At 71.5% G+C, this 21,845-nt stretch carries 23 protein-coding genes; 1 reads left to right on the forward strand and 22 read right to left on the reverse strand.

Annotation, left to right across the window (positions count from 1 at the left end):
• Window positions 1-99: 99 nt before the first annotated feature.
• The 17 genes from AB0I04_RS16895 to dacB form a co-directional block, all read right to left on the reverse strand.
• A complete protein-coding gene (locus tag AB0I04_RS16895) occupies window positions 100-324 on the reverse strand; it encodes a helix-turn-helix transcriptional regulator (RefSeq protein WP_360885113.1) in 225 nt (74 codons plus the stop codon).
• The gene (locus tag AB0I04_RS16900; RefSeq protein ID WP_360885116.1) at window positions 324-938 is read right to left on the reverse strand and encodes a DUF2975 domain-containing protein; all 615 of its coding nucleotides are present in this window, start codon (window positions 936-938) and stop codon (window positions 324-326) included. Before AB0I04_RS16900 ends, AB0I04_RS16895 begins: the two co-directional genes overlap by 1 nt.
• 90 nt (window positions 939-1,028) lie before the next feature.
• On the reverse strand, window positions 1,029-1,886 hold the full coding sequence (locus tag AB0I04_RS16905) for a haloalkane dehalogenase (RefSeq protein ID WP_360885119.1): 858 nt from the start codon (window positions 1,884-1,886) through the stop codon (window positions 1,029-1,031).
• 1 nt (window position 1,887) lies between these two features.
• Window positions 1,888-2,358 carry a MarR family transcriptional regulator gene (locus AB0I04_RS16910; RefSeq protein ID WP_360885122.1) on the reverse strand — a complete coding sequence of 157 codons (471 nt, stop codon included), beginning with the start codon at window positions 2,356-2,358 and terminating at the stop codon, window positions 1,888-1,890.
• 78 nt (window positions 2,359-2,436) lie between these two features.
• Window positions 2,437-2,778: an MmcQ/YjbR family DNA-binding protein gene (locus tag AB0I04_RS16915; protein WP_360885124.1), complete on the reverse strand. Its 342-nt coding sequence runs from the start codon at window positions 2,776-2,778 to the stop codon at window positions 2,437-2,439.
• Between the two features lie 56 nt (window positions 2,779-2,834).
• On the reverse strand, window positions 2,835-3,308 hold the full coding sequence (locus AB0I04_RS16920; RefSeq protein WP_360885127.1) for a DUF3180 domain-containing protein: 474 nt from the start codon (window positions 3,306-3,308) through the stop codon (window positions 2,835-2,837).
• Window positions 3,305-3,826 carry a 2-amino-4-hydroxy-6-hydroxymethyldihydropteridine diphosphokinase gene (gene folK / locus AB0I04_RS16925; RefSeq protein WP_360885130.1) on the reverse strand — a complete coding sequence of 174 codons (522 nt, stop codon included), beginning with the start codon at window positions 3,824-3,826 and terminating at the stop codon, window positions 3,305-3,307. The genes AB0I04_RS16920 and folK overlap by 4 nt, the downstream gene beginning before the upstream one ends.
• On the reverse strand, window positions 3,823-4,188 hold the full coding sequence (folB, locus tag AB0I04_RS16930) for a dihydroneopterin aldolase (protein WP_360885133.1): 366 nt from the start codon (window positions 4,186-4,188) through the stop codon (window positions 3,823-3,825). Before folB ends, folK begins: the two co-directional genes overlap by 4 nt.
• A 52-nt stretch (window positions 4,189-4,240) precedes the next feature.
• Window positions 4,241-4,675, reverse strand: coding sequence for a nuclear transport factor 2 family protein (locus AB0I04_RS16935; RefSeq protein ID WP_360885136.1), 435 nt, complete (start codon window positions 4,673-4,675; stop codon window positions 4,241-4,243).
• On the reverse strand, window positions 4,672-5,475 hold the full coding sequence (folP, locus tag AB0I04_RS16940) for a dihydropteroate synthase (RefSeq protein ID WP_360885353.1): 804 nt from the start codon (window positions 5,473-5,475) through the stop codon (window positions 4,672-4,674). Before folP ends, AB0I04_RS16935 begins: the two co-directional genes overlap by 4 nt.
• 90 nt (window positions 5,476-5,565) lie before the next feature.
• A complete protein-coding gene (locus AB0I04_RS16945) occupies window positions 5,566-7,326 on the reverse strand; it encodes a GNAT family N-acetyltransferase (protein ID WP_360885139.1) in 1,761 nt (586 codons plus the stop codon).
• Window positions 7,327-7,472: 146 nt separating this feature from the next.
• Window positions 7,473-8,069 (reverse strand): GTP cyclohydrolase I FolE, encoded by a 597-nt coding sequence (gene folE, locus AB0I04_RS16950; protein ID WP_360885142.1) that lies wholly within the window; start codon window positions 8,067-8,069, stop codon window positions 7,473-7,475.
• The gene (gene ftsH / locus AB0I04_RS16955) at window positions 8,066-10,081 is read right to left on the reverse strand and encodes an ATP-dependent zinc metalloprotease FtsH (protein ID WP_360885145.1); all 2,016 of its coding nucleotides are present in this window, start codon (window positions 10,079-10,081) and stop codon (window positions 8,066-8,068) included. Before ftsH ends, folE begins: the two co-directional genes overlap by 4 nt.
• Before the next feature lie 193 nt (window positions 10,082-10,274).
• The gene (gene hpt / locus AB0I04_RS16960) at window positions 10,275-10,847 is read right to left on the reverse strand and encodes a hypoxanthine phosphoribosyltransferase (RefSeq protein ID WP_360885148.1); all 573 of its coding nucleotides are present in this window, start codon (window positions 10,845-10,847) and stop codon (window positions 10,275-10,277) included.
• 37 nt (window positions 10,848-10,884) lie between these two features.
• Window positions 10,885-11,901 carry a tRNA lysidine(34) synthetase TilS gene (gene tilS / locus AB0I04_RS16965; protein WP_360885151.1) on the reverse strand — a complete coding sequence of 339 codons (1,017 nt, stop codon included), beginning with the start codon at window positions 11,899-11,901 and terminating at the stop codon, window positions 10,885-10,887.
• Window positions 11,902-12,030: 129 nt separating this feature from the next.
• Window positions 12,031-13,149, reverse strand: coding sequence for a zinc-dependent metalloprotease (locus tag AB0I04_RS16970; protein WP_360885356.1), 1,119 nt, complete (start codon window positions 13,147-13,149; stop codon window positions 12,031-12,033).
• Between the two features lie 285 nt (window positions 13,150-13,434).
• Window positions 13,435-14,814 carry a D-alanyl-D-alanine carboxypeptidase/D-alanyl-D-alanine-endopeptidase gene (gene dacB / locus AB0I04_RS16975; RefSeq protein ID WP_360885153.1) on the reverse strand — a complete coding sequence of 460 codons (1,380 nt, stop codon included), beginning with the start codon at window positions 14,812-14,814 and terminating at the stop codon, window positions 13,435-13,437.
• A gap of 106 nt (window positions 14,815-14,920) precedes the next feature.
• Between dacB and AB0I04_RS16980 the strand changes: the two genes are divergently transcribed.
• Entirely contained in the window at window positions 14,921-15,409 is a 489-nt protein-coding gene (locus AB0I04_RS16980) for an inorganic diphosphatase (RefSeq protein WP_360885156.1), read from the forward strand.
• Here AB0I04_RS16980 and AB0I04_RS16985 read toward each other — a convergent pair.
• The 5 genes from AB0I04_RS16985 to AB0I04_RS17005 form a co-directional block, all read right to left on the reverse strand.
• The gene (locus tag AB0I04_RS16985; RefSeq protein ID WP_360885158.1) at window positions 15,403-16,686 is read right to left on the reverse strand and encodes an NlpC/P60 family protein; all 1,284 of its coding nucleotides are present in this window, start codon (window positions 16,684-16,686) and stop codon (window positions 15,403-15,405) included. The two genes, AB0I04_RS16980 and AB0I04_RS16985, sit on opposite strands and share 7 nt — an antisense overlap.
• Before the next feature lie 539 nt (window positions 16,687-17,225).
• The gene (locus AB0I04_RS16990; RefSeq protein WP_360885161.1) at window positions 17,226-17,936 is read right to left on the reverse strand and encodes a hypothetical protein; all 711 of its coding nucleotides are present in this window, start codon (window positions 17,934-17,936) and stop codon (window positions 17,226-17,228) included.
• Window positions 17,933-19,726 (reverse strand): hypothetical protein, encoded by a 1,794-nt coding sequence (locus tag AB0I04_RS16995; RefSeq protein ID WP_360885164.1) that lies wholly within the window; start codon window positions 19,724-19,726, stop codon window positions 17,933-17,935. The genes AB0I04_RS16990 and AB0I04_RS16995 overlap by 4 nt, the downstream gene beginning before the upstream one ends.
• 208 nt (window positions 19,727-19,934) lie before the next feature.
• Complete coding sequence (locus AB0I04_RS17000; protein WP_360885167.1) at window positions 19,935-20,996, reverse strand: saccharopine dehydrogenase NADP-binding domain-containing protein; 1,062 nt, start codon at window positions 20,994-20,996, stop codon at window positions 19,935-19,937.
• A 78-nt stretch (window positions 20,997-21,074) separates the two neighbouring features.
• Window positions 21,075-21,803 carry a nuclease-related domain-containing protein gene (locus AB0I04_RS17005; RefSeq protein WP_360885170.1) on the reverse strand — a complete coding sequence of 243 codons (729 nt, stop codon included), beginning with the start codon at window positions 21,801-21,803 and terminating at the stop codon, window positions 21,075-21,077.
• Window positions 21,804-21,845: the final 42 nt, after the last annotated feature.

The following is a 21,845-nucleotide window of genomic DNA, read 5'->3' on the forward strand; positions in this document are numbered from 1 at the left end:
GCCCCGGACCCGGTGCGGCACACGGTGACCGTGCCACCGTCCATCGAGCGCGCTGCGGAGACCTGACCGCCGTCGGCGCCTTCGCTTCGGGGCGGTCGGCTACGGGCCGTCGAAAGTCAAGATGTCGCCGGGCTGGCAGCCGAGTTCGCGGCAGATGGCGCTGAGGGTGGTGAAGCGGATCGCCTTGGCACGGTCGTTCTTGAGGATGGACAGGTTGACGACGGTCACGCCGACGCGCTCGGCGAGTTCGGCCAGGGTCATGCCGCGCTCGGCCAGCAGACGGTCCAGGCGGACCTTGATCTGGTGCGGCTCCTCCGGCGGCATCAGACCAGCCCTTCGGTGTCGGCACGCAGCCGGGTGCCCTGACGGAACGCTTCGGCCGCGGCGGCCAGCAGGAGTGCCAGCAGCACGTAGGGACCCGAGAGCTCGTAGGCGATTGGGACTTTGGAGCTCAGCTGCGTGCCGCTCACCAGGAGGGCGGTGGTGACGGTGTCGACCAGCGGGATGAGCGTTGCGAGGACCAGGACCGCTACGGCGATGACGCCCAGCCGCCGGGTGTTCTGCGCGATGAAGACGTCGCCGTCACGAAGGCTGCGGACCATCCGGCGGAGCAGCTCCAGGATCACCAGCAGGAGCAGCGCCCTGGTGACGCCGGGGAGCACGAGCAACAGGCGCTCGGTGAGGTCGGGGTGGGTGAAGGCCAGCTCACCGGCGCGCGTGCCGCGGAGCGACGCGCCACCTGACGCGATGACGGCGGGCGAGCGCGTGACGTCGTGGAGCTCGACCTTGCGGATGTGCGCCGGCGGAAGCGCTCCGGTCACCCGCAGGATGGGGAGGAGGACGCCGGAGAGACCCACCAGCAGCAGGGCCAGGCCGAGGGCCGCTGCCAGGGTGCGATTGTCACTCCGGCTCCACATCTGCCAGGGCTTGCCGCTCATACTCGCTCCACTCACCGGGGCATATCGTTGTTCGATAATAACGATAAACGATATGCCGCCGATGCGGGAGCCGTAGCAGGGAGAGGTCGCCTAACGCAGGACGTGGCGGTCCGCCCAGGCGGAGATGGCGGTCGCGATCTCCGCTGGGCGGTCCTCGGCGGCGTGGTGGCCGGCCTTGCCGCAGGAGACGGTCTCCAGGGCTGCGATATTGGCCGCACACCAGGCGGCCATCTCCTCGCCGATGAGCAGCGTGGGCGAGCCCTCGAAGGTCATGAGGAGCTTCGGCACGTCCGGGCTCTTCGCCAGCCACGCGTCGTACGCCTCGATGCGGGCGACCAACTCGGCGGGATCACCGCCGAGCGGTATCTGGCGCGCCCAGGCGAGGATCGGGCGGCGGCTCTCCGGGGTCGGGTACGGGGCGAGGTAGGTCTGCAGCTCCTCGTCGGCCACCGGGGTGAGCACGCCGCCGGTGAACGCCGAGCGGAGGAAGAGGTTCTGCTCCAGGACCATCTCCTCGCCCGTCCCGGGCGTGCGGATGGCCTCGGAGCGCTTGCGCGCCTGCGGCGACAGGTCCTCCCAGGCCATCGGCTTGACGATGCTCTCGAAGAACGCCAGCCCGAGGACCCGGTCGGGGTGGCGGGCCGCCCAGTCGAAGGCGAGCGCCCCGCCCCAGTCGTGGCCCACCAGGACGACCTGCTCCAGACCGAGGGCGTCGAACCAAGCGTCGAGGTAGCGGGCGTGATCAGCGAAGTCGTAGGAGATGCCGGGCTTGCCGGAGCGGCCCATTCCGATGAGGTCGGGGGCGAGCAGCCGGCCCGCGCCAACGCCGGGCAGGACGTTCCGCCACACATGGGACGAGGCCGGGTTGCCGTGGAGGAAGACGAAGGTCGTCCCTTCGCCGGAGTCCTCGTAGTGGATGGTCGAGTCGAGCACGTTGATCTCTGGCATGTCAGGAGTCCCTTCGCGAGCGATCAAGGGGGGCGTCGAGAAGGGCCGTCAGGTCGCGGACGAACGCCGCGGTCCGTGCGTCGTCCTGCCCGCCGAGCGGGGCCAGCAGCTGATCCAGCAGCTCCTGGACCAGCTGGATGGCCGGTCGGACGACGTCGCGCCCTTTCTCGGTGAGGGTGAGGCGGACCGTCCGGGTGTCGGCGAGGTCGCGGGTGCGCGCGATGAGGCCGTCGGCCTCCAGCGAGCGGGCGAGCTTCGAGACGTACAGCGGCTCCAGGCCGGTGTGGTCGGCCAGCTCACGCTGGCTGGGCCGCGACCCGGAGTGCTCGATCCCGAACAGCGACGACAGCATCACGTACTGGGCGTGTGTGAGGCCCAGCGGCGCGAGCGCGCGGTCCACCGCGACGCGCCATTTGTTCGCCAGCCGCCAGACCAGGTAGCCCGGCGTCGGCCCCTTCGGTGCCTTAGCCATGCCAGTTACAGTACATGGCTACAGTAGCCATGGCTAGTATTTCCCTTCAGAGATCACCAGCCGGTGGCGGGCCTCGGACTAACGACCCGTCTCGTGGGTCTTCACGAGGCGTTTCGGTGCGGTCAGCCGCCACGCGTCGGTGAGGAGCTCGCGGAGGTGATCACCGTCGATCCGCGCCACGTCGACGCCGATCCAGCCGTGCCGCCCGACGTACGCCGGGAAGGAGAAGATCTCCGGGTCCTCGGCGAGCAGGGCCGTCTGCTCGTCCTTGGTGGCCTTCACGCTCGCCGACGCGCCGTCGTCCGACAGCATCGCGAAGATCTTGTCGCGGACCCGGAACGTCGCCCTGCCCCAGGTCTCCCGCTCCTCGGCCTCGGGCAGCGCGAGCGCGAACCCGCGGAACTCCTCTACGGACGACATCCGCGCCTCCTGTCTCGCTGAACCGCCGTACGAAGAATGGCAGCCGGCGCCGACATTCAGAGGCGCGAAGCGTGCCGGTGGTCGTCCTCGTCCTCCGGGCCCTTCGGGACCCGGCAGGCGTACTCCAGGAACAGCGCCGCGCCGATGAGCGCGATACCGGCCAGGGCCGTCCCGCCGCTGACGAAGAAGTCACGCCGGGGCGTCGGCTTGTCCAGCGACGAGGCCAGGAAGACGGCCATGCCGGCGAAGCCGCCGACCAGCACGGCCGCCGCGTGCGAGCTCGCCTTGCCCAGGGCGGCCAGGCGTGCGGCGACCAGCGGCTCGACCGGCTTGGTGCCGGGCTTGTGCTGGATCCGGGCGCGGGTGAAGAAGGCGGTGTACAACTCACCCAGGGCGAGCAGCAGCAGCGACGGCACCATCGTCCAGGGCAGCGGCGGCAGCGAGGTGTACCAGAAGCGCACCACCGCCCACACGACGACGGCGACACCGACCAGTACGGCGGCCAGGATCGCGATCCGTGTCGGTTTCACGCGGGCGGCTGCAGGGCTAGGTCGTCGCGGCGCCGGAGCTCCTGACCGGCGACCGAGGGCAGCAGGTCCACGATCCGGCCGTGGCCCGGCAGCGAGGCGTCCGGGTCGACGTCCGCCCACGGGACCAGCACGAACGCCCGCTCGTGGGCGCGCGGGTGCGGCAGGGTCAGCTCCGGGGCGTCCGACGTCACGTCGTTCACGGTGACGATGTCGATGTCGAGCGTGCGCGGCCCCCAGCGGACCACCCGCACACGGTCCATCGACTCCTCGATGTTCAGCACTCGCTCGAGCAACGACTGCGGCGCGACGCTGCTGTCCGCCACGATCACCACGTTGAGGAAGTCGTCCTGCTCCGGACCCCCGACGGGCTTGGTCTCATAGACCGGGGAGATCGCGACGAAGTCGAGGCCGGGCGCGTCGAACAGCGCGTCTATGCCCTCCTGCAGGTTGTCGAGGCGGTCGCCGAGGTTGCTGCCCAGCGACAGCACGGTCCGGCGCTTCTGCTCGGTAGTCGTCATGAGCGGCTCCGGTGGATCGTCACGGCCACGTCTGTGAACGGGTGCGGCACGGGGGCGTTCGGCTTGTGCACGGTGATTTCCACGCTCTCCACCTGTGCCGTGTCGAGGCAGCGGGCCGCCAGGCGCTCGGCCAGCGTCTCGATCAGGTTGACGGGTTCGCCTTCGACGACGGACACCAGCCGGTCGGCCAGTGCGCCGTAGTCGACGGTACGCAATAGATCATCTCCGGCCGCGGCGGGGCGGATGTCAAGGCCCAGAGCGACGTCGATGATGAATTCTTGGCCGAGCTCACGCTCGGCGGGCAGCGCGCCGTGTCGGCCCCATGCCCGCAGGCCCCGCAGCACGATCCGGTCTGTGCTCACTGCCGCGCTCGCCTTCTTACTCGCTCGGTGCTGCTCACCGCGCGTTCCTCGCTCACTCGGCCACTTCTTCTTCCCTGCCCAGCACGGGCGAGCCATGGTGGAGCCACAGCCGCCACCCGGTCTCGGTACGTACGAACACGTTGGTGGTCACGACGCTTCCCCCGGACGTGAGGCCGATCTCGGTCTCCTCCGCCGCGGTGATGATGTTCTCCGCGCAGCTGACGACGGCCTGGTCGCCGGAGATCCTGATCTGGGTGTCCGTGAGCACGAACTGGATGTACGGGGTGTTCGCCATGATCAGCGCCCAGGAGCGGAGGACCGCGCTGCGGCCGCGGATCAGCGGCCAGCCCGGGTGCACGCACACCACGTCGTCGGCGTGCGAGCCGTCGGCCCAGACCGCCCCCATCCGGTCGAGATCGGCCGACTCGAAGGCGGCGTAGAACTCCGCGTGCGCCACCTCGACCGCGTGTACTTCCAGCTCGGTCACCGGGCGGCTCCCCATGCCGCCGCGACGCGTACGGCGTCGGCGTTGGGGCGGACGTCGTGCACACGTACGCACCAGGCCCCAGCGGCGGCGGCCAGCGCGGTGATCGCCACCGTCGCGTCGTCGGACTCGGCAAACGGGCGTGGCGTGCCGTCGGGGGCGGCGAGCAGCCTGCCCAGGAACCGTTTACGGGACGCGGCCACGAGGACGGGGTGGCCCAGAGCCCGCAGGGCGTCGAGGTGGGCCAGGAGGGTCCAGTTGTGGTTGTCCTCGGGCCGCTTGGCGAAGCCGAGCCCGGGATCGACGATCACCAGGGACGGGTCGACGCCCTCGTCGATGACCGCCTCGATGCGGGCCCGAAGCTCGTCGCGTACCTCGCGCACCACGTCGGCGTACACCGCGCGCTTGTCCATGTCATGGCTGTGCCCACGCCAGTGCATCACCACGTACGGGACGGCGGCCTTGGCCACCACCCGGGGCATGGCGGGGTCGGCGAGCCCGCCGCTCACGTCGTTGACCAGCCGGGCCCCGGCGGCGATGGCGGCCTCGGCGACCTCCGCCCGCATCGTGTCGACGCTGACCGGCACACCCTCGGCGGAGAGCGCCTCGATCACCGGGATCACACGGCGCAGCTCCTCGCGCAGCGAGACCCGCTGGGCGCCCGGCCGGGTCGACTCGCCTCCGACGTCGACGATGTCGGCGCCCTCGGCGACGAGGTCGAGGCCCCGCCGGATCGCGGCATCGTGGTCGAACCAGGCACCACCGTCGGAGAAGGAGTCGGGCGTGACATTGACGACGCCCATGACGAGACAGCGCCCTGGGTCGGGCAGGCCGGCGACGCTCATGGTCATGCGCTCAGCCTATGGGCTCGCCGCGCGGGCCGTACTGCCGGGTCAGGTGCGCCTGGAGGGGCGTTTGAGGCCAGGGATGCGCAGGCGCGGCCAGACGATGAACGCCTCCGCCTCCAGGGCGGCCAGCGCGATACGGGGCGCGTCGCCCGGGCTCGGGTAGACGAAGAACCTCGGCTGCCACACCGGTTGGAACTTCGCGTTGAACTTGTACAGCGACTCGATCTGGAACCAGCGCGACAGGAAGATCAGCAGGCCGCGCCAGGCCTTGAGGACGGGTCCGGCGCCGATCCGCTCGCCGCGGGCCAGCGCCGCGCGGAAGACGGCGAAGTTCAGCGAGACCCGCTTGACGCCCAGGTCGGTGGCCGCCTTGATCGCCTCGACGATGAGGAAGTCGTTGAGACCGGGCTGGGCGGCGCGGTCGCGGCGCATCAGGTCGAGGGACAGGCCGTCGGTGCCCCAGGGGACGAAGTGCAGGATCGCGTGCAACTCGCCGTCGTTGGTCGCGGTGGCGATCACGCACTCCTCGTCGCCGCGCTCGCCCACGCGGCCCAGCGCCATCGAGAACCCGCGCTCGGTGTCGGTGCCGCGCCACGCGTCGGCCTGGTCCCACAGCGCCTTGAGCTCGTCGGGCGCGAAGTCCTTCTCGCGGCGGACCTCGGCGGTGTACCCCTGGCGGGCCACCCGGTTGACCATCTGGCGAACATTGCGCATCGTCCGGCCTTCGAGGGAGAACTCCGCGACGTCGACGACCGCCTCGTCGCCGAGCTCGAGCGCCGACAGGCCCGTGTCCCGGCACCAGATCTCCGCGCCCAGCTCGCTGCAGCCCATCACGGCGGGCGCCCAGGCATGCCGGGCCGCCTCCTCCAGGAACGCCTCGATGGCGCCGGGCCACGCCTCCGGGTCGCCGATCGGGTCGCCCCCGGCCAGCATCACGCCGGACACCACGCGGTAGGTGACGCACGCCTTCCCGGTCGGGGACCAGATGACGCTCTTGTCCCGGCGGAGGGAGAAGTAGCCGAGCGAGTCGCGGGCGCCCTGGCGGGCGAGCAGGTCCCGGATCCGGTCCTCGTCCGCGGCGGACAGCGACGGGGCGGGCTCGGCCGGCCGCAGGAACAGGTAGATCGTCGTCCCGGCCGTGAACAGGCCGAGGCTGCCCAGCATCGAGCTGAACAGGTCGTTCCGGCGGTCGGAGACGAACGTGACCGGCCCGGACGCGCCGAACAGGCCGCCGATCACGTGCCGCAGGCGCTCGGCGAAGGTGTAGTCGCGGACGAGCCCGTGGTGGTTCAGCGCGATGAACAGCAGACCGACCCCGACGCTGGCCGCGGCGAGGAACGACCCGACCCACAGGGCCCGCCACCGGGTCCGCGGGTCGCCGGTGGCGTAGAACTCGTCGCGGAAGTAGATCAGCGCCCCGAAGATCACGGCGGCGACGATGGCCGACAGCGCGAAGTCCTTGACCGCGTGGGAGACGATCGTGAAGGCGAGCAGGCCGACGACCGCGCGCCACGCGCGGCGCTTGCGGCGGCGCAGGCCGTGGGACAGCAGGAGCAGGAGCAGCCCGGCGACGAGCGTGGCCGTACGGGCCGCGTTGTTCAGCGAGCCGGGGACGTACTCGTCGAGGCGCACCATCCGACGGTGCCACTCGGGCAGCAGGGCGCCGATGACGTCGTGGAGGCCGATCAGGAACGACAGCCACCCGGCGGTGGCCGGGACCCAGCGCCTCCGGGTACGGCGGTCCAGCGTGCCGGTGTTTTCGTCCGGCTCGGCGCGGCGCGGTGCGTCGCGCTTCGTCTCCTCCATCAGCGGCCCCACAGCGTCGTCGACCGGGTTTCCCCGGCATGCCGGCAACACCGACATCGGTTCCTAGAGAGGTTTGACGATCGGTCAGCGTCAAGAGTTCGCGGGCGGCCTGCTTGGTCAGTAAGCCGTCACTGCGCGGACAGCTGTCAGCGGCCCAGAATTAGGCTCATCGCCTCTGCGCGGGTGCTGGGCGAGTCGCGGAAGTCCCCCCGCACCGCGGAGGTCACCGTCTTCGCGCCCGGCTTGCGCACCCCGCGCATGGTCATGCACAGGTGCTCGGCCTCGATGACGACGATCACGCCGCGCGGCTTCAGGACCTCCATGAGCGCGTCGGCGATCTGCGACGTCATCCGCTCCTGCACCTGGGGGCGCCGGGCGTACACGTCGACGAGCCGGGCGAGCTTGGACAGTCCCGTGATCTGCCCGCGTTCGTTCGGCGTGTAGCCGACGTGCGCGACGCCGTGAAACGGCACGAGATGGTGCTCGCAGGTGCTGTACACCTCGATGTCCTTGACGAGCACCATCTCGTCGTGGTCGGCGTCGAACACCGTGGTGAGCACGTCCTCGGGCCGCTGCCGCAGCCCGGCGAACTGCTCGGCGTACGCGCGGGCGACCCGCGCCGGGGTGTCGAGCAGCCCGTCGCGGTCGGGGTCCTCCCCGACCGCGATCAGGATCTCACGGACCGCCTTCTCGACCCTTGCGTGGTCGATCGGCGGTCCGTGCGGTTCGAGCTCTTCGCTCACGCCTTGCCTTCGGAATCGGTGTCCTGGTGGTGCTCACCGAGCACCGGGCGGGACGAACCGCTGCCGTTGCCCTGGGTGAGGTCCTGGACGTCCTTCGGGCCGAGCAGCGCCAGCTCCTTCGGCGTCAGCACCGGCGGGCGGTCGGACGGCAGCCGCTTGCCATAGCCGCTGTACGACGGGTTCGCCGGCCGCTTTTGAATCGGCGCGAAGATCTCCAGCACCTGGCTCTTGGAGAGCGTCTCCTTGTCCATGAGCTCGAGCACCAGGTTGTCGAGTACGTCGCGGTACTCGACGAGGATCTCCCACGCGATGTCGTGCGCGGACTCGATGAGCCGCCGGACCTCGTCGTCGATCGCCGAGGCGATCTCCTCGGAGTAGTCGCGGCTGTGCGACATCTCCCGGCCGAGGAACGGCTCGGCGTTGTTGTCGCCGAACTTCCGGGCGCCGAGGCGCTCGGACATGCCGTACTCGGTGACCATCTTGCGGGCGATCGAGGTCGCCTTCTCGATGTCGTTGGCCGCGCCGGTCGTCGGCTCGTGGAACACCAGCTCCTCGGCCGTACGGCCGCCGAGCAGCATGCCGAGCTGGGCGAGCATCTCCGAACGGCTGGCGAGGAACTTGTCCTCCATCGGCAGCGTCATCGTGTAGCCCAGCGCCTGGCCGCGCGACAAGATCGTGATCTTGTGCACGGGGTCGGCGTTCGGCAGCGCGTGCGCCACGAGCGCGTGACCGCCCTCGTGGTAGGCGATCGTCTTCTTCTCCTGGTCGGACATGACCCGGCTCTTGCGCTCCGGCCCCGCCATGACCCGGTCGATCGACTCTTCCAGGGTGTTCATGTCGATCTGCTTGCGATCCTGCCGTGCCGTCAGCAGCGCCGCCTCATTGATCACGTTCGCGAGGTCGGCACCGGTGAAGCCCGGCGTACGGCGCGCGATCGTGTCCAGTTCGACGTCCGGCGCGAACGGCTTGCCGCGGCCGTGCACCCGCAGGATGCCCTTCCGGCCCTCGAGATCGGGCCGGTCGATGACGATCTGGCGGTCGAAACGGCCCGGGCGCAGCAGCGCCGGGTCGAGGATGTCCGGCCGGTTGGTCGCGGCGATCAGGATGACGCCGCCCTTGACGTCGAAGCCGTCCATCTCGACGAGCAGCTGGTTCAGCGTCTGCTCGCGCTCGTCGTGACCGCCGCCGAGGCCCGCACCGCGGTGCCGGCCGACGGCGTCGATCTCGTCGACGAAGATGATCGACGGGGCGTTCGCCTTGGCCTGCTCGAACAGGTCACGGACTCGCGAGGCGCCGACACCGACGAACATCTCGACGAAGTCCGAACCGGAGATCGAGTAGAACGGCACGCCCGCCTCGCCCGCGACCGCGCGCGCCAGCAGCGTCTTACCGGTACCGGGCGAGCCGTACAGCAGCACGCCCTTGGGGATCTTCGCCCCGATCGCCTGGAACTTGGCGGGGTTCTGCAGGAACTCCTTGATCTCCTGCAGCTCCTCGATCGCCTCGTCCGCTCCGGCGACGTCCGCGAAGGTCGTCTTGGGGGTGTCCTTCGTGACCAGCTTGGCCCGCGACTTGCCGAAGTTCATCACCCGCGAGCCGCCGCCCTGCATCTGGTTCATGATGAACAAGAAGATCAGCACGACGACCACGATCGGCAGGAAGCTGAACAGCAGGCTCAAAAAGACGTTCTGCTTCGGCACCGAGGTGTTGTAGCTCTTCAGCTGACCGGCATCGGTCTTGCTCTGCAGCAACTTGGCCAGGTCGTTGCCCTGGCCGCTGACCCACGAGGCCTGCAGCTGCTTGCCGTTCTTGAGCTTGACCTCGATCCGCTGATCCTTGTCGATGATCTGGGCGGAGGTCACCTCGTTGTTCTGGATGGCCTGGATGACCCTCGAGGTGTCGGCCTTCTCGTACGAGCCGCCGGGATTGATCCCGTACATGACGAGGAGCACCAGCGCCCCGAAGGCCAGAATCCATAGCAACGGCCCGCGAAAGTAGCGCTTCAGATCCATTTATGCGGTGCCCCGCGATGGGGCCCGTCCCTCCTGACCAGCGTCTTCAAGACCTCGCCGCGTAAGGCGGCGAGGCGGCCTTCCCGAGTGTGGCTCCCCGCATTACAGCCGGGGTACCGAAGGTACACCGGTCTCACGGAAGGCCGCAGCACGACGACCGGGTGCCCTACTTCGCAACGTGCAACGTACTAAGCTAACCCTCTTGTTCCCCACTTCCACCGTAGACGTGTGGCGCAAGTGTTCCCACGAACGGAAGGTTGCGATACCTCTCGGAGTAGTCGAGGCCGTAACCGATCACGAACTCGTTGGGGATGTCGAATCCGACGTACTTCACGTCGACCTCGATCTTGGCGGCCTCCGGCTTGCGCAGCAGCGTGCACACCTCCAGTGAGGCCGGGCCGCGCGACTCGAGGTTGCTCATCAGCCAGTGGAGGGTGAGCCCCGAGTCGATGATGTCCTCGACGATCAGGACGTGCCGGTCCATGATGTCCGCGTCCAGGTCCTTGAGGATGCGCACCACGCCGGAGGACTGCGTGCCCGAGCCGTACGAGGAGACGGCCATCCAGTCCATGGAGATCGGCGCGTGCAGCGCGCGGGCCAGGTCGGCCATGACCATGACCGCGCCCTTCAGTACCCCGACGAGCAGGATCTCCCGGCCCGCGTAGTCGGCGTCGATCTGGGCTGCGAGCTCCCGGATCTTTCTTTGGAGCTCTTCCTCCGGAATGAGCACCTTCTCCAGATCTGCCCGCATGTCCATTTCGTCCACCGCAGAGCCTTTCGCGATCATGCGGCCACCGGCCGCGTCACTCCCTGCCCGCCCGAACAGTCCGGGTCGCCTGGCTTGTTTCGGACGGCCCGAAGAGCAGCTTTTCATACCTGCGCCACGCCCGGACGTGGCCGGGTAGGTCCACGTGAGACTGCCCCCGCCACGCCGTGACGAGGGCGTCCACCGCGTCGACGTGGACGGCCGCCAGGGTGCCCGGTGGGCTGCCCGCGGCGATCGCCGCACGCCGCAGAACGCGGGTCCGCACCGCACGCGGCAGCCCGCTCAGCACGTCGATCCGCAACCCGTCCCCGGGCGGGTCGGCGGCCTCCTGGAGTGCCTGCTCGGCCCAGGCGTCGAGGGCGTCGGCGTCGTCGCGCAGCATCCGCGCCGTACGGGCCAGCGCGGCCGCCACTCCCGGTCCGAGCTCTTTCTCCAGTACGGGCAGCACGTCCCGGCGGATCCGCGCCCGTGCGAAGGCCGGGTCGCCATTGTGCGGGTCGTCCCACGGCGCCAGGCCCATCGCCATACAGGCCCGGCGGATCAGGTCACGGTCGAGGTCGAGCAGCGGACGGCGGTAGCGGCCCGCCGCCGTCGCCATCCCGGCGAGAGACCGCGCGCCCGAGCCGCGCGCCAGGCCGAGCAGTACGGTCTCGGCCTGGTCGTCCAGCGTGTGCCCGAGCAGCACGGCGGTGGCGCGGTGACGCGCGGCGGCGTCGGCGAGCGCGGCGTACCGCGCCTCACGGGCGGCCGCCTCGGGGCCGCCGGACTCCCCGACGACGACACGGACGGCCTCGACCGGGTCGAGACCGAGCCCCGCCATCGTCCGTACGACGTCGGCGGCGCGCTCGGCCGAGCCCTCCTGCAGGCCGTGGTCGACGGTGATCCCGCCGGCTCGATGGCCGGATCTGGCCGCCTCGAAGGCCAGCGCTCCGGCCAGCGCGAGCGAGTCGGCGCCGCCGCTGCACGCGACGAGCACCAGGTCGCCCGGCTCGATCTCGCGGAGGGTACGGCGGACCGCCAGGCGTACCGCCGCGACCGCCGGATCAGGTCCCACGCCCCCATTCTCCAGGGCGGCGACCGGCGACGGGGCGGCCCCCGCCGAATACGGCCCCCTGACTGCCGGTCGGCTGAGGCCCCGTCCGCCAGTCACTCGCCGAGGGACGGTCCGCATCCGCGCACGCGGTCACTCGCCGACGGGTGGTAGCTCCGGTTTGCCGATGACGCGGCCGATCCACAGCGTGGGGTCCTGGATCTCGGAGTGGGTCGGCAGGGTGTTCGGCGAGGTCCAGACGCGGTTGAACCCGTCCATGCCGACCTGGTCGATGACCTGCCTGACGAACCGGGAGCCCTCGGCGTACTGCTTCATCTTCAGGTCCAGGCCGAGCAGCCGGCGGATGGCCCGGTCCACCTGGGACCCGCCCTCGCGGCGGTGCTGGAACCTGGCGCGGATCTCCGCGACGCTGGGCACCACCTCGGGGCCGACGGCGTCCATCACGTAGTCGCCGTGCCCCTCGGCGAGGGTCATCACGGCGGTCAGGCGGTCGAGAATCTCGCGCTGCTCCGGTGTCTGGATGGCGTCGATGAGGTTGCCCTCGCCGCCGCGTACCGCGTCCGCGACCGCCTCGCCCACGTCGCGCAGCCGGTCGAGCAGCGCCCCCGGGTCGAGGTCGGCGGCCAGCAGGAACGCCGTCATCTGGTCCTGGACGTAGGCGCGCAGCCACGACACCGAAGCGAACTGCGCCCGGTGCGTCTCCTCATGCAGGCACACCCACAGCCGGAAGTCATGTGTGTCGACGTCGAGCTCCTGCTCGGCGCTGACGATGTTGGGCGCGACGAGCGTCAGCCGGCCCGTCGGCGCGCGGCCGGTCGGGTCCGGCGGTAGGAACAGCTCGTACTGGCCGAGCACTCGGCTGGCCATGTACGCGAGGATCGCCCCCACCTGGGCTCCGGTCACGCGTGAGCCCACGGCCTGGACGACCGCGCCGCCGGCGGCTCCGCCCAGCCCGCCGATACCGCCGAGCATCCCGCCGCCCCGGCGCTCCTGAAGCTGTTCCATCAGGGGTTCGAGGACGACGCGGAAACCGTCGACGTTCGCCTTGATCCACCCCGGCCGGTCGACGACCTTGGCCGGTGACGGGTCGAGCCCGCCGTCCATTCCGGTGAACTCACGGACATGGCCCTGCGCGATCCGCGACAGCTCTCTGAGCTCGACGACGACCTGGCGGGCCTCGGTGGGGCTCACCTGGGGTCCCGAGCGGACGAGGCGTGTCCCCGTCTGTACGGCGACGTTCCAGTCGATCATGGATGCTGGCATCACAAACCTCTCCGGCCGGGCACCTCTACCGTACGTCCCCGCTCTTGTCCGGGGCATACCCATGTCCGCCCAACGCGTGAACGGGCGCCGACGACTCCCGGAGGGTTCGCGGCGGTCGGCGACGGCCGACTCCGGAAAGCGTCGCCAAGGTCGGCCGGTCGCCTGCCAGAACGATCGCCGAGGTCAGCGGCAGCCGCATGCCGTGAGGCTGCCCGCCGACTCCGGGAGGTTTCGCGAACGTCGGCCGGTCGGCTCCCAGAGCGATCGCGGAGGTCAGTGGCAGCCACACGTCGTGAGGCTGCCCGCCAAGCGGTCGAGTGCGGCCAGCGCGGCGGTCGCGTCCGTGACGTGGTTGGCCATGAAGGCGAACGAGAGGAGCCGCCCGTCGGCGTCGTAGGCCACTCCGGCGAGGGTGTTGACGCCGTCGAGCGTGCCGGTCTTGCCGCGGACGAGGCCCATTCCGGTGGCGGACGGGCCGGTGCGGTAGCGGTTCGCGAGGGTGCCGGAGAAGCCGCCGATCGGCATCCCGGACATCACCGAGGCCAGCTCCGGGTGGGCGGGCGAGGCGCCGGCCACCAGGATCCTGGCCAGGGCGTTCGGGGTGATCCGATTCTGGGCGGACAGGCCGCTGCCGTCGACGGTGTCCACGCCGGTACCGAGGCCGAGCCGCGCCAGCGTCTCGTGTACGGCCGCCGCTCCCCCGGCGAACGACGCCGGCCGGTGGCGGGCGAGGGCCACCTGCCGGGCCATCGCCTCGGCGATGTCGTTGTCGCTGCGGGTCAGCAGCTCCTCCACCAGTGCCGAGACCGGCGGGGACTGCACGGCGCCGAGCTGCTGTGCGCCCTGGGGGGCGGTGGTGGACGCGCCGACCGTCGCGAAGATCCCCTGCTTCTTCAGCAGTTTCACGAACGCGTCGACGGCGATGTGGGTCGCGTTCGCGACGCGCTGGTGCGCTGTCGGGGCGACCCGGCCCTCGTCCACCTCGAGCGCGGACACGGGGGAGACGTCGCCTTCGGCGACGTACTCGGACTTCCAGCCGGGCCCCATCTGCGAGCCCTGGTAGAGCGACAGGTCATAGTCCACCCGGACGCGCCGAGTGCCGGCCGCCTTCAGCGCGGCGGCGGTCTGCTTGGCCAGATCGGCGAGCGAGGCCGGCCGGGGGTAGGCGTTCTTGGCCGCCGTACGGGTCAGGGTGGGGTCGCCGCCGCCGACGAGGATGACGCCACCGCCGCCCTTCACGGCCTTGGTGGTGAGCCGGTGGTCGGGCCCGACCGCCGCGAGGACCGCCGTCGAGGTGGTCAGTTTGGTGGTCGAGGCGGGAACGGCGGGCTTGTCGGCGTTGCTCGCGTACAGCGCGCGGCCGGTGGCCACGTCGATCACGGTGCCGGTCAGGTTCGAGCCCATCCCGGCCGCGCGCATCAGCCCGTCCAGTCGCGACGTGAGGTCGCCCGCCGCCGGCAGCGGCGCGGTCGCGGCCGTGGGGCCCAGCGCCGGTGCCGCCGCGGTCACGAGTGCCCGGTCCGCAACGGTTGGTGGGCGTACCGCCAGGGAACGGTCTGGTGTGAGCTTGACCACTGCGAGCGCGGCGGCGACGAGGAAAACGTTCAGGAGCGCCAGTGTGAGCATGGCCACGACGCGCTCAGGCCTCGGCACGTGACGCCCCTCCCCCATCGCCGTGCACTCATGACGTGCGACATGCTTGTACGAGCCAACATCCAACCAGAACTACCTCGGCCCGCCCCGGGGAGCGGAGGACATTGTGGAATTCGACGTAACTATCGAGATTCCTAAAGGTCAGCGCAACAAATACGAGATGGACCACGAAACCGGACGAATCCGACTTGACCGGATGTTGTTCACCTCCACCCAGTATCCCGCTGATTACGGGTTCATCGACAACACCCTGGGCGAGGACGGCGACCCTCTCGACGCTTTGGTCCTGCTCCAGGAGCCGACGTTCCCCGGCTGCCTGATCCGGTGCCGAACGGTCGGGATGTTCCGGATGACCGACGAGGCCGGCGGCGACGACAAGGTGCTGTGCGTCCCCGCCACGGACCCGCGCATGGAACACCTGCGCGACATCCACCACGTTCCCGAGTTCGACCGCCTGGAGATTCAGCACTTCTTCGAGGTCTACAAGGACCTCGAGCCCGGCAAGTCCGTCGAGGGCGCGAGCTGGACCGGCCGTACGGAGGCCGAGGCCGAGATCGAGCGTTCGCTCAAGCGGGCGGCCCAGCACGGTCACTGAGCGGCAGCGGGGCGGGTGGCTCCGGCGTAATCCGGGCGGAACGCCGGGGAGATCCGCACCCGTGCCCCGGTGAACGGCGCCTCCACCATCTGGCCGTTGCCGATGTAGATCCCGACGTGATGGATCGTGCCCGGGTCGGCGGGGTCATGCGCGAAGAAGACCAGGTCGCCCGGGCGCAGCTCGTTCTTCGAGGGGTGCGGTCCGGCGTTGTACTGCGAGGTGGCGTAGTGGATGAGCCGGACCCCCGCCCGCGCCCAGGCGTACGTCACCAGGCCGGAGCAGTCGAAGCCCACGGTCCCCGCCCCCTGCGCGATGCCCCGGGTCGGCCCGCTCTCGTTGCCGCCGCCCCACGAGTACGGGGTGCCGATCCACTTCAACGCAGCGGACGCGGCGACAGAGCCCAGGTCGGAGGCCCGTGCGAGGCCGCGGGCGAGCGTCTTGGCGCCGGCGCCGAGCCGGGCGCCGGTCGGGACCACCTGGTGAGTGAAGACGGTCCGCTGGGTACGGAGGCGGGCCCGTTCCAGCGCGGCGGCGCGGGCCTTTTCGAGGGCCGTGGCATGCGTACGGGCCGCGTTGAGTTCGGCGACGAGCGCGGCCTTCTGCTGCTGGATCCGCTTCACGGCCTCCTGCTGCCGCGCCACCGCCGCGGCCGCCGCCTGCTGGGCCTCGGCGGCACCCTGGGTCGCCCCCTGGCGGGCCGCGAGGGCGTCCCGCGCCTGACGTTCGAAGACGTCCGCGACGGTCTTGGCGGCGGACTCCCGCTGTAGCAGGGCGCGCCGGCGGTCGGCGAGCACCTGCATCGTCGTCGCCCGCTCCAGGAATCCGGCCGGTCCCCCCGGCCCGCCCAGCACGGCGGCACCGGACAGCAGGCCGCCGCCACTCTGATAGGCGCTCGCCGCCAGGGCCGCCACGTCGCCCCGGACCTCGGCGAACCGGCGGCGCGCATCCGCGGTCCGCTGCGCCGCCGCCTCGTACGCCGAGCCGGCCTCGGCGAGCCTGGCGCGCTCGCCGTTGTAGCGTTCGACGGCCAGTTCCGCCTGGGCGGCGAGGTCGTCGAGCCGACCGTCGGCCTCGGCGAGGGCAGCACCGATCCGCCCCACGCGCGAGGCCTCCTCCCGGACCCGTTCGTGGCTTCGCGCGACGTCGCGGGCGCTGGGACCGGACCCGGTGCCCGCGGCGGGCCGCGCACCGGCCATGCCGGGCCGCGGACCGGTGTACGGCCGGGCGGCGACCGGACCGGCCGACAGGCCGGCGATCGCGAGCGTCGTGAACCCCATGGCGCCGAGCCGACGCCCACGCCGGATCGCAACTGACAAAGTGCCCCCCTCGGGCCGGCCATCGCGAGTGACTCACGCGTGATCTGTCAGTCAGGTAGCCCCAGGTGTCACAAGAGAAACACCAGCCACAGCCAACCAAACCTCAGGAGCACGCCGCCCCGGCTCCGTGAGCGCACCGATCACCGAGCGGTTCGACCACATCTGGGAGCCCGCCGACCGTCCCCGCCTCCGCCGATCTCGGCCCCGCCTTGGCAGCCTGCCGACCGTCGAGGAGCACCGGCCGCAGCTCAGAAACCCACCGACCGGCCCCGCGAGCGCGCCGGCCTCCACAACGCTCAGCCCCCGGGAGCCCGCCCACCGTCGGGAACACCGGCCACAACTCAGGAGCCGCCGACCGCGCCCACGAGCGCGTCGGCCTCCGGAATCTCGGCGCCGCCCCGGGAACCCGCCGACTCACCGAGAAGACCGGCCACAGCTCGGAGGACCGTCGGCCCGGCGGACTCCGCCCCCTCACGCGAGCGCGCCGGTCTCAGGGAAGGTCAGACGCACCTCAGGAGGCGGCTGATCCACGGCCGTACCGCCGACTTCGGGGGTACCGGGCCCCGGGGATAGGTGAAGATCGGGACCGCGGCGCCGTGGCCGGCCCGCAGCTCCGCCGCCTTGCACCAGTCGGCCGGGGTGCGCGTCGCGGCCCATGCCACGGCGAGCGCCTGGCGTACCTCGGGCACGCGGTCCCACAGCTGGAGCAAAGTCATGGTGGCGTGCGCCGCGGCGTACCCGTCGTCGGGGTAGGCGCGGCTGGCGAAGAACGGCGCGGTCACCCGGCCGCCGTGCGGGTTGGACATCGCCCAGGTCCAGTTCGCGACGACGAGCTCACGCACCGGGTCGGCGAGCCGCTCGGCGGCGTCGTACATCCGTTCCTGGCGGCGACCGGTCAGCCGATGGGTCTGCAGCAGCCAGTCGATGTCGGCCGGGGCGTCGCCCTCCGCGAGCCAGGCCAGCACCGTCAGGCCGCGCGCGGCCTGCAGCCGGCAGAGCTCGGCCACCTCGCGGCGCATCCGGACGCCGGGCTCCAGCCACTGCGGCCACGGGGCCCGCTGGATCCGCTCCACGACGTCGACGAGGTGGGGAGAGACCGCCAGTGGGGCGATGAGATCGCCGCGTACGTCGCCGACCCGGACGGTATAGGCCGACTTGACGTCCTCTCCACGCCGGACGGCGAGGGCTTCCGGTGGCTGGGGCGCGTTCACGTGGTCTCGGCTCGCGGTTGGTCGGCGCTTCGATCGTGGGGTGCCACTTCCGTGGGAGAACCCGGATGTGGCGCCGGCTCGGACCGGCGCTCGGGGACCGGGCGTCGCTCGGGAACCGAAGCTTGCCCGGAAACCGGACGTTGCTCGGGGGCCGGACGTTGCTCGGAACCCGGAGATTGCTCAGGGATCGGGCGTCGCTCGGGAACCGGGCGTTGCGAGGGCGGGGCGGAGTGGGATGTCGGCCTGGCACCGGAGGAGGGCGCCGGTGGCTCTCCGGACGGCGGCGGCTGCGTGGTGGGTGGCGGCTGGGTGGTGGGTGGCGGTGCCGGGGTGGACGGCGGCGGGGACGTCGGCGGCGTGGTGGTGGGCGGTGGGGAGGGCTCCGGGGGGCGGGACGGCGGGGACGAGGGGCCGCTCCAGGCGACCGCCACGCGTGCCCCCGACGGCCAGATGACGATCACCGCGTCGCCGGGGCCGTCGGCGGGGGCCTGAACGGAGACGGTGACCGTCTCGCCGGGGGCGAGCGCTCCGCCGGTGGGGCTGACCCTGACCGCGCCCGTCACCGCGGCCTGCCACCGGACCGGGCCGCCGACCGCGCGGAGGGTGATGGTGCCGCTGCCGCCGGGTCCGAGGGTGAGCCGGCCGGGCGCGACGTCGAGCCGTCCGTCGCCGGGGGCCGGCGCGAGAACCTTCGGCCGGCCGCCGCCCAGCGGGCTCGCCGGAACTGCCGTGGCGCGCGGGCCGAGCGGGAACGTCGCCGACACCGGCCGCCCGACCGCCGGCGGCTCGACGGGGCCGGGGCTGGGCACGCGGGCGCGGGGTGCGGGCACTCCGCCGCCGGCCGCGTGGGTGTGGTGGGTGTCCTGCCCGAGCCACTGGCTCACCGTCACGGCGGCGACGGTGGTGAACACCGCGCCCGTCACGGCGATCAGCCCGCGTGGCCAGCGCGGATCACGGGCGGACGCGCGCAGGCTCTCGGCCCCCCGCTGCTCGGGGAAGCCGCGGGCTCCGAACGCGCGCAGCCGGGCCGCGGCGAACAGCAGGTAGCCGGCCAACCGTGGGTCGGTGAAGCAGCCGGTGACCTCCTGCCGCAGCGCGTCGGGCGGCGTGGTGTGCGGCAGCAGGGCGCAGACCTTCGCGGTCGAGATCGTGCGCGGGAGGTGGGCGGCGCAGACGTCGCACTCCATCCCGTGGCAGACCAGGGCCTCACGCAGGTCGTCGCCGAGCTCACCGCGCCGGTGGCGCAGGATCGCGGCCCGGCCGTCGCACTCGAAGGGGTCCTCGTGGGCGAGGATCTCCGCGATGACGGCCGCCTCCAGCAGGGCACTCGCCTGGCCGAGAAGGTCGGTGACCTCCCGGGTGGGGAGCCCGACGACACCGGCGATGTCGCCTGGCTCGAGGGTGTGGCGGTGCCGGAGGTCGAGGAGCTCCTGGCTGAGCGCCGGCAGGGCGGTGAGGGCCTGCCACGCGATTACGCGCAGGTCGACGTCGTCCTGGTCGTGGCGGGCGATGGCGATGTCGGGGTGGAGCGCGCCCGGAGGCCGCCTGCGACGGCACTCGATCCGCGCCAGTGCGTACAGCCAGGGCCCGAACCGCTCGGGTGCTCGCAGCTCGCCGATGTGCGCCTGCGCGCCGAGCAGCGCGTCGCGGAGCGCGAGCCGTGCAGCCTCGCGGTTGCGCAGCTGAAACCAGCAGTAGTCGTACAGGCGGTCGGCGTACGCGTCGTACACCGCGCCGATCGCGCCGGGGTCGCCCGACCGCAGGCCACCGACCAGTAGGCGGTCTTCCATGGCGTGAAGGTAAAGCCTTTTCCGCTTCGCATTCAACTATTTCCCGCGAGCCTTGCGTAGATAATTAGCGGCTCACAGATAAATGATCTCCATTAGGGGCTTCGATAGGCGGAAAATGACCCTTTGTCACTGTTTACCGCTATCGCCGGGAAGGCGGCTCGAACGCCACCTTCGCGCAGGTCGTCCGCACGAACGCACCCTCAGGGCCTCAGCCGGTCACGCGCGCTATTCCGGCCATGGCACAGCCCGCCTCCAGCTCGGACAGGCCAAAAGCCGCAACCGGCCCGAGCGCCCCTGTTTCCGTCATTCCACAGGCGGCCTGGCGGGCGCCCCAGGCGAGGATTCCGGCCGTGAAATCGTACGGATCACCGCCGGACATATGGACCTCGGTCAGCAGAGAGCCGTCCGCGTCGTAGGCGGCCGCGACGATCCGCGACGTCAGCGTGCCCTTGCCGGCCCTGCGGCGGGCCAGACGCGCCAGGCCGCCGCCGCACACGCGGATCACGGCCGCCGTGGCGCGGCCGCGCGGCAGCCGGGCGGCCACGTGCGTCGCCGCGCCGAACCAGCCGAGGTAGACGTTGACCTCGCGCAGCCCGGGATGGGACGACGGCAGCGTGAAGTGCTCCGACGCCCCGATGGACACGCCCATTCGCGACCGGCCGGCCATCTCGAAGTTCCGCACCCGCGATCGCCGTTCGTCCACGACGCCGTCCTGGTAGGTGTACATCCGGGTGGCGAGCAGGCCGGGGGCCGAGTCGAGGGTTCCGGCGGACAGCCCGCGTACGAGGGAGCCGCCGCCGACGAAGTAGCCGACGTCGACCCGTACGGCGTCCTCACCGACGCGGTCGAGGGCGAGGGCCCCGGCCAGGTTGCCCGGCACATAGTCGTAGCCGAAGGAGGGGAGCAGCGCGGAGCTCGCCTTCACGCCGTACCCCTCGAAGACCTCCCGGACGAACAGCGACTCCCCTGCCGTGTCCAGGTAGTGCGCTCCCGCGTCGACAGCCGCCTCGAGGGCCGCTTGCCCGTACCGGAGGAAGGGGCCGACCGTGGTCACGAGCACGTCGTCCCGCTCGACGAGGGCGCGGACGGTCCGCGGCTCGGTGGCGTCCGCGTACGCCGTCTCCAGCCCGCCCAGTTCGTCGGCCAGCGCGGCGAGGGCCTCGGCGTCCCGCCCGGCGAGGACCGGTCGGACGCCTTGGTCGGCCAGGGCGCGCGCGGTCCGCATGCCGGTGTAGCCGGTCGCGCCGAAGACCACGATGCGACCTTCCATACGATCACCCCGGCTGCGAAAAATCTTCAGCTGTCGCGCTGAGCGTACTAATCCGTCACGAAGCGTGCTGGTTTTTCGTTATATGTCGATCATCGGAGGCAGGGCGCGCTCCGCCGCGGCGGCGATCGCCGCGACCTCGGCGGTGGTGTAGAGCACCGGCTGCCGTTCGATGAGCCGGTTCACGCGCTCGGCCCGGTGCAGCAGCACGCCGTCGAACAGGATCCCGCCGCGCGACAGCCGGCCGCCGTGCACGGCGATCATCGGGGACACCTCGACGTCCTGGCCCGTTTCGGCGGCGATGCGGTCCGCGAGCGCGTCCGCGACCCGGCGGGCCCGGACGGGCAGGCGGGCCAGGGGGCGGCGCCCGGCCCACAGGCGGCCGTCGTCCCGCCGCAGGCGGGTGAGCGGCGGCCATCGCCGGGAGGAGATCGCGTACACACCCGTGTGGCCGACGACCAGATGATCGAGGTTGCCCCGGAGGCCGCCGGGGAGCGCCCGGTCGTGCAGCACGTGGAAGTACGCCGGATCGAGCCGGGACAGACGCCGCCCCGTCCGTCGCTCCGCCGCGGCGCCGCGCCGCCAGTTCCTCGCCCTGCCGGGCCGGATGCGGAAGTAGAAGGTCTGCCCGAACAGCAGCGCCAGGCCGACCGCCAACCCGGGCAGCCAGCCGAACAGCCCGGCGGCCATGGACCCGGCGACACCGGAGATCACGAGCCGCGCGACGGCCCGTTCCTGTCGCTGTTCCGCCCGCAGGGACCGGTACCTGGCCTGCGCCGACGCGCCGGCCATGGACGCACGTCCGGACACGGCACTCCTCCTCATCGGAAAGAGTGCTGCCGAGATCGCGAC

Origin of the sequence: Actinoallomurus sp. NPDC050550 (assembly GCF_040655075.1) — a bacterium.
Classification (GTDB): Bacteria; Actinomycetota; Actinomycetes; order Streptosporangiales; family Streptosporangiaceae; genus Actinoallomurus.

Excerpts from the sequence above, each read along its gene's own strand:
- AB0I04_RS16895 (WP_360885113.1), bottom strand. The coding sequence starts at position 324 with ATGCCGCCGGAGGAGCCGCACCAGATCAAGGTCCGCCTGGACCGTCTG.
- AB0I04_RS16900 (WP_360885116.1), bottom strand. The coding sequence starts at position 938 with ATGAGCGGCAAGCCCTGGCAGATGTGGAGCCGGAGTGACAATCGCACC.
- AB0I04_RS16905 (WP_360885119.1), bottom strand. The coding sequence starts at position 1,886 with ATGCCAGAGATCAACGTGCTCGACTCGACCATCCACTACGAGGACTCC.
- AB0I04_RS16910 (WP_360885122.1), bottom strand. The coding sequence starts at position 2,358 with ATGGCTAAGGCACCGAAGGGGCCGACGCCGGGCTACCTGGTCTGGCGG.
- AB0I04_RS16915 (WP_360885124.1), bottom strand. The coding sequence starts at position 2,778 with ATGTCGTCCGTAGAGGAGTTCCGCGGGTTCGCGCTCGCGCTGCCCGAG.
- folK (WP_360885130.1), bottom strand. The coding sequence starts at position 3,826 with ATGACGACTACCGAGCAGAAGCGCCGGACCGTGCTGTCGCTGGGCAGC.
- folP (WP_360885353.1), bottom strand. The coding sequence starts at position 5,475 with ATGGGCGTCGTCAATGTCACGCCCGACTCCTTCTCCGACGGTGGTGCC.
- AB0I04_RS16945 (WP_360885139.1), bottom strand. The coding sequence starts at position 7,326 with ATGGAGGAGACGAAGCGCGACGCACCGCGCCGCGCCGAGCCGGACGAA.
- ftsH (WP_360885145.1), bottom strand. The coding sequence starts at position 10,081 with ATGGATCTGAAGCGCTACTTTCGCGGGCCGTTGCTATGGATTCTGGCC.
- AB0I04_RS16970 (WP_360885356.1), bottom strand. The coding sequence starts at position 13,149 with ATGATCGACTGGAACGTCGCCGTACAGACGGGGACACGCCTCGTCCGC.
- AB0I04_RS16985 (WP_360885158.1), bottom strand. The coding sequence starts at position 16,686 with ATGGGGTTCACGACGCTCGCGATCGCCGGCCTGTCGGCCGGTCCGGTC.
- AB0I04_RS16995 (WP_360885164.1), bottom strand. The coding sequence starts at position 19,726 with ATGGAAGACCGCCTACTGGTCGGTGGCCTGCGGTCGGGCGACCCCGGC.
- AB0I04_RS17000 (WP_360885167.1), bottom strand. The coding sequence starts at position 20,996 with ATGGAAGGTCGCATCGTGGTCTTCGGCGCGACCGGCTACACCGGCATG.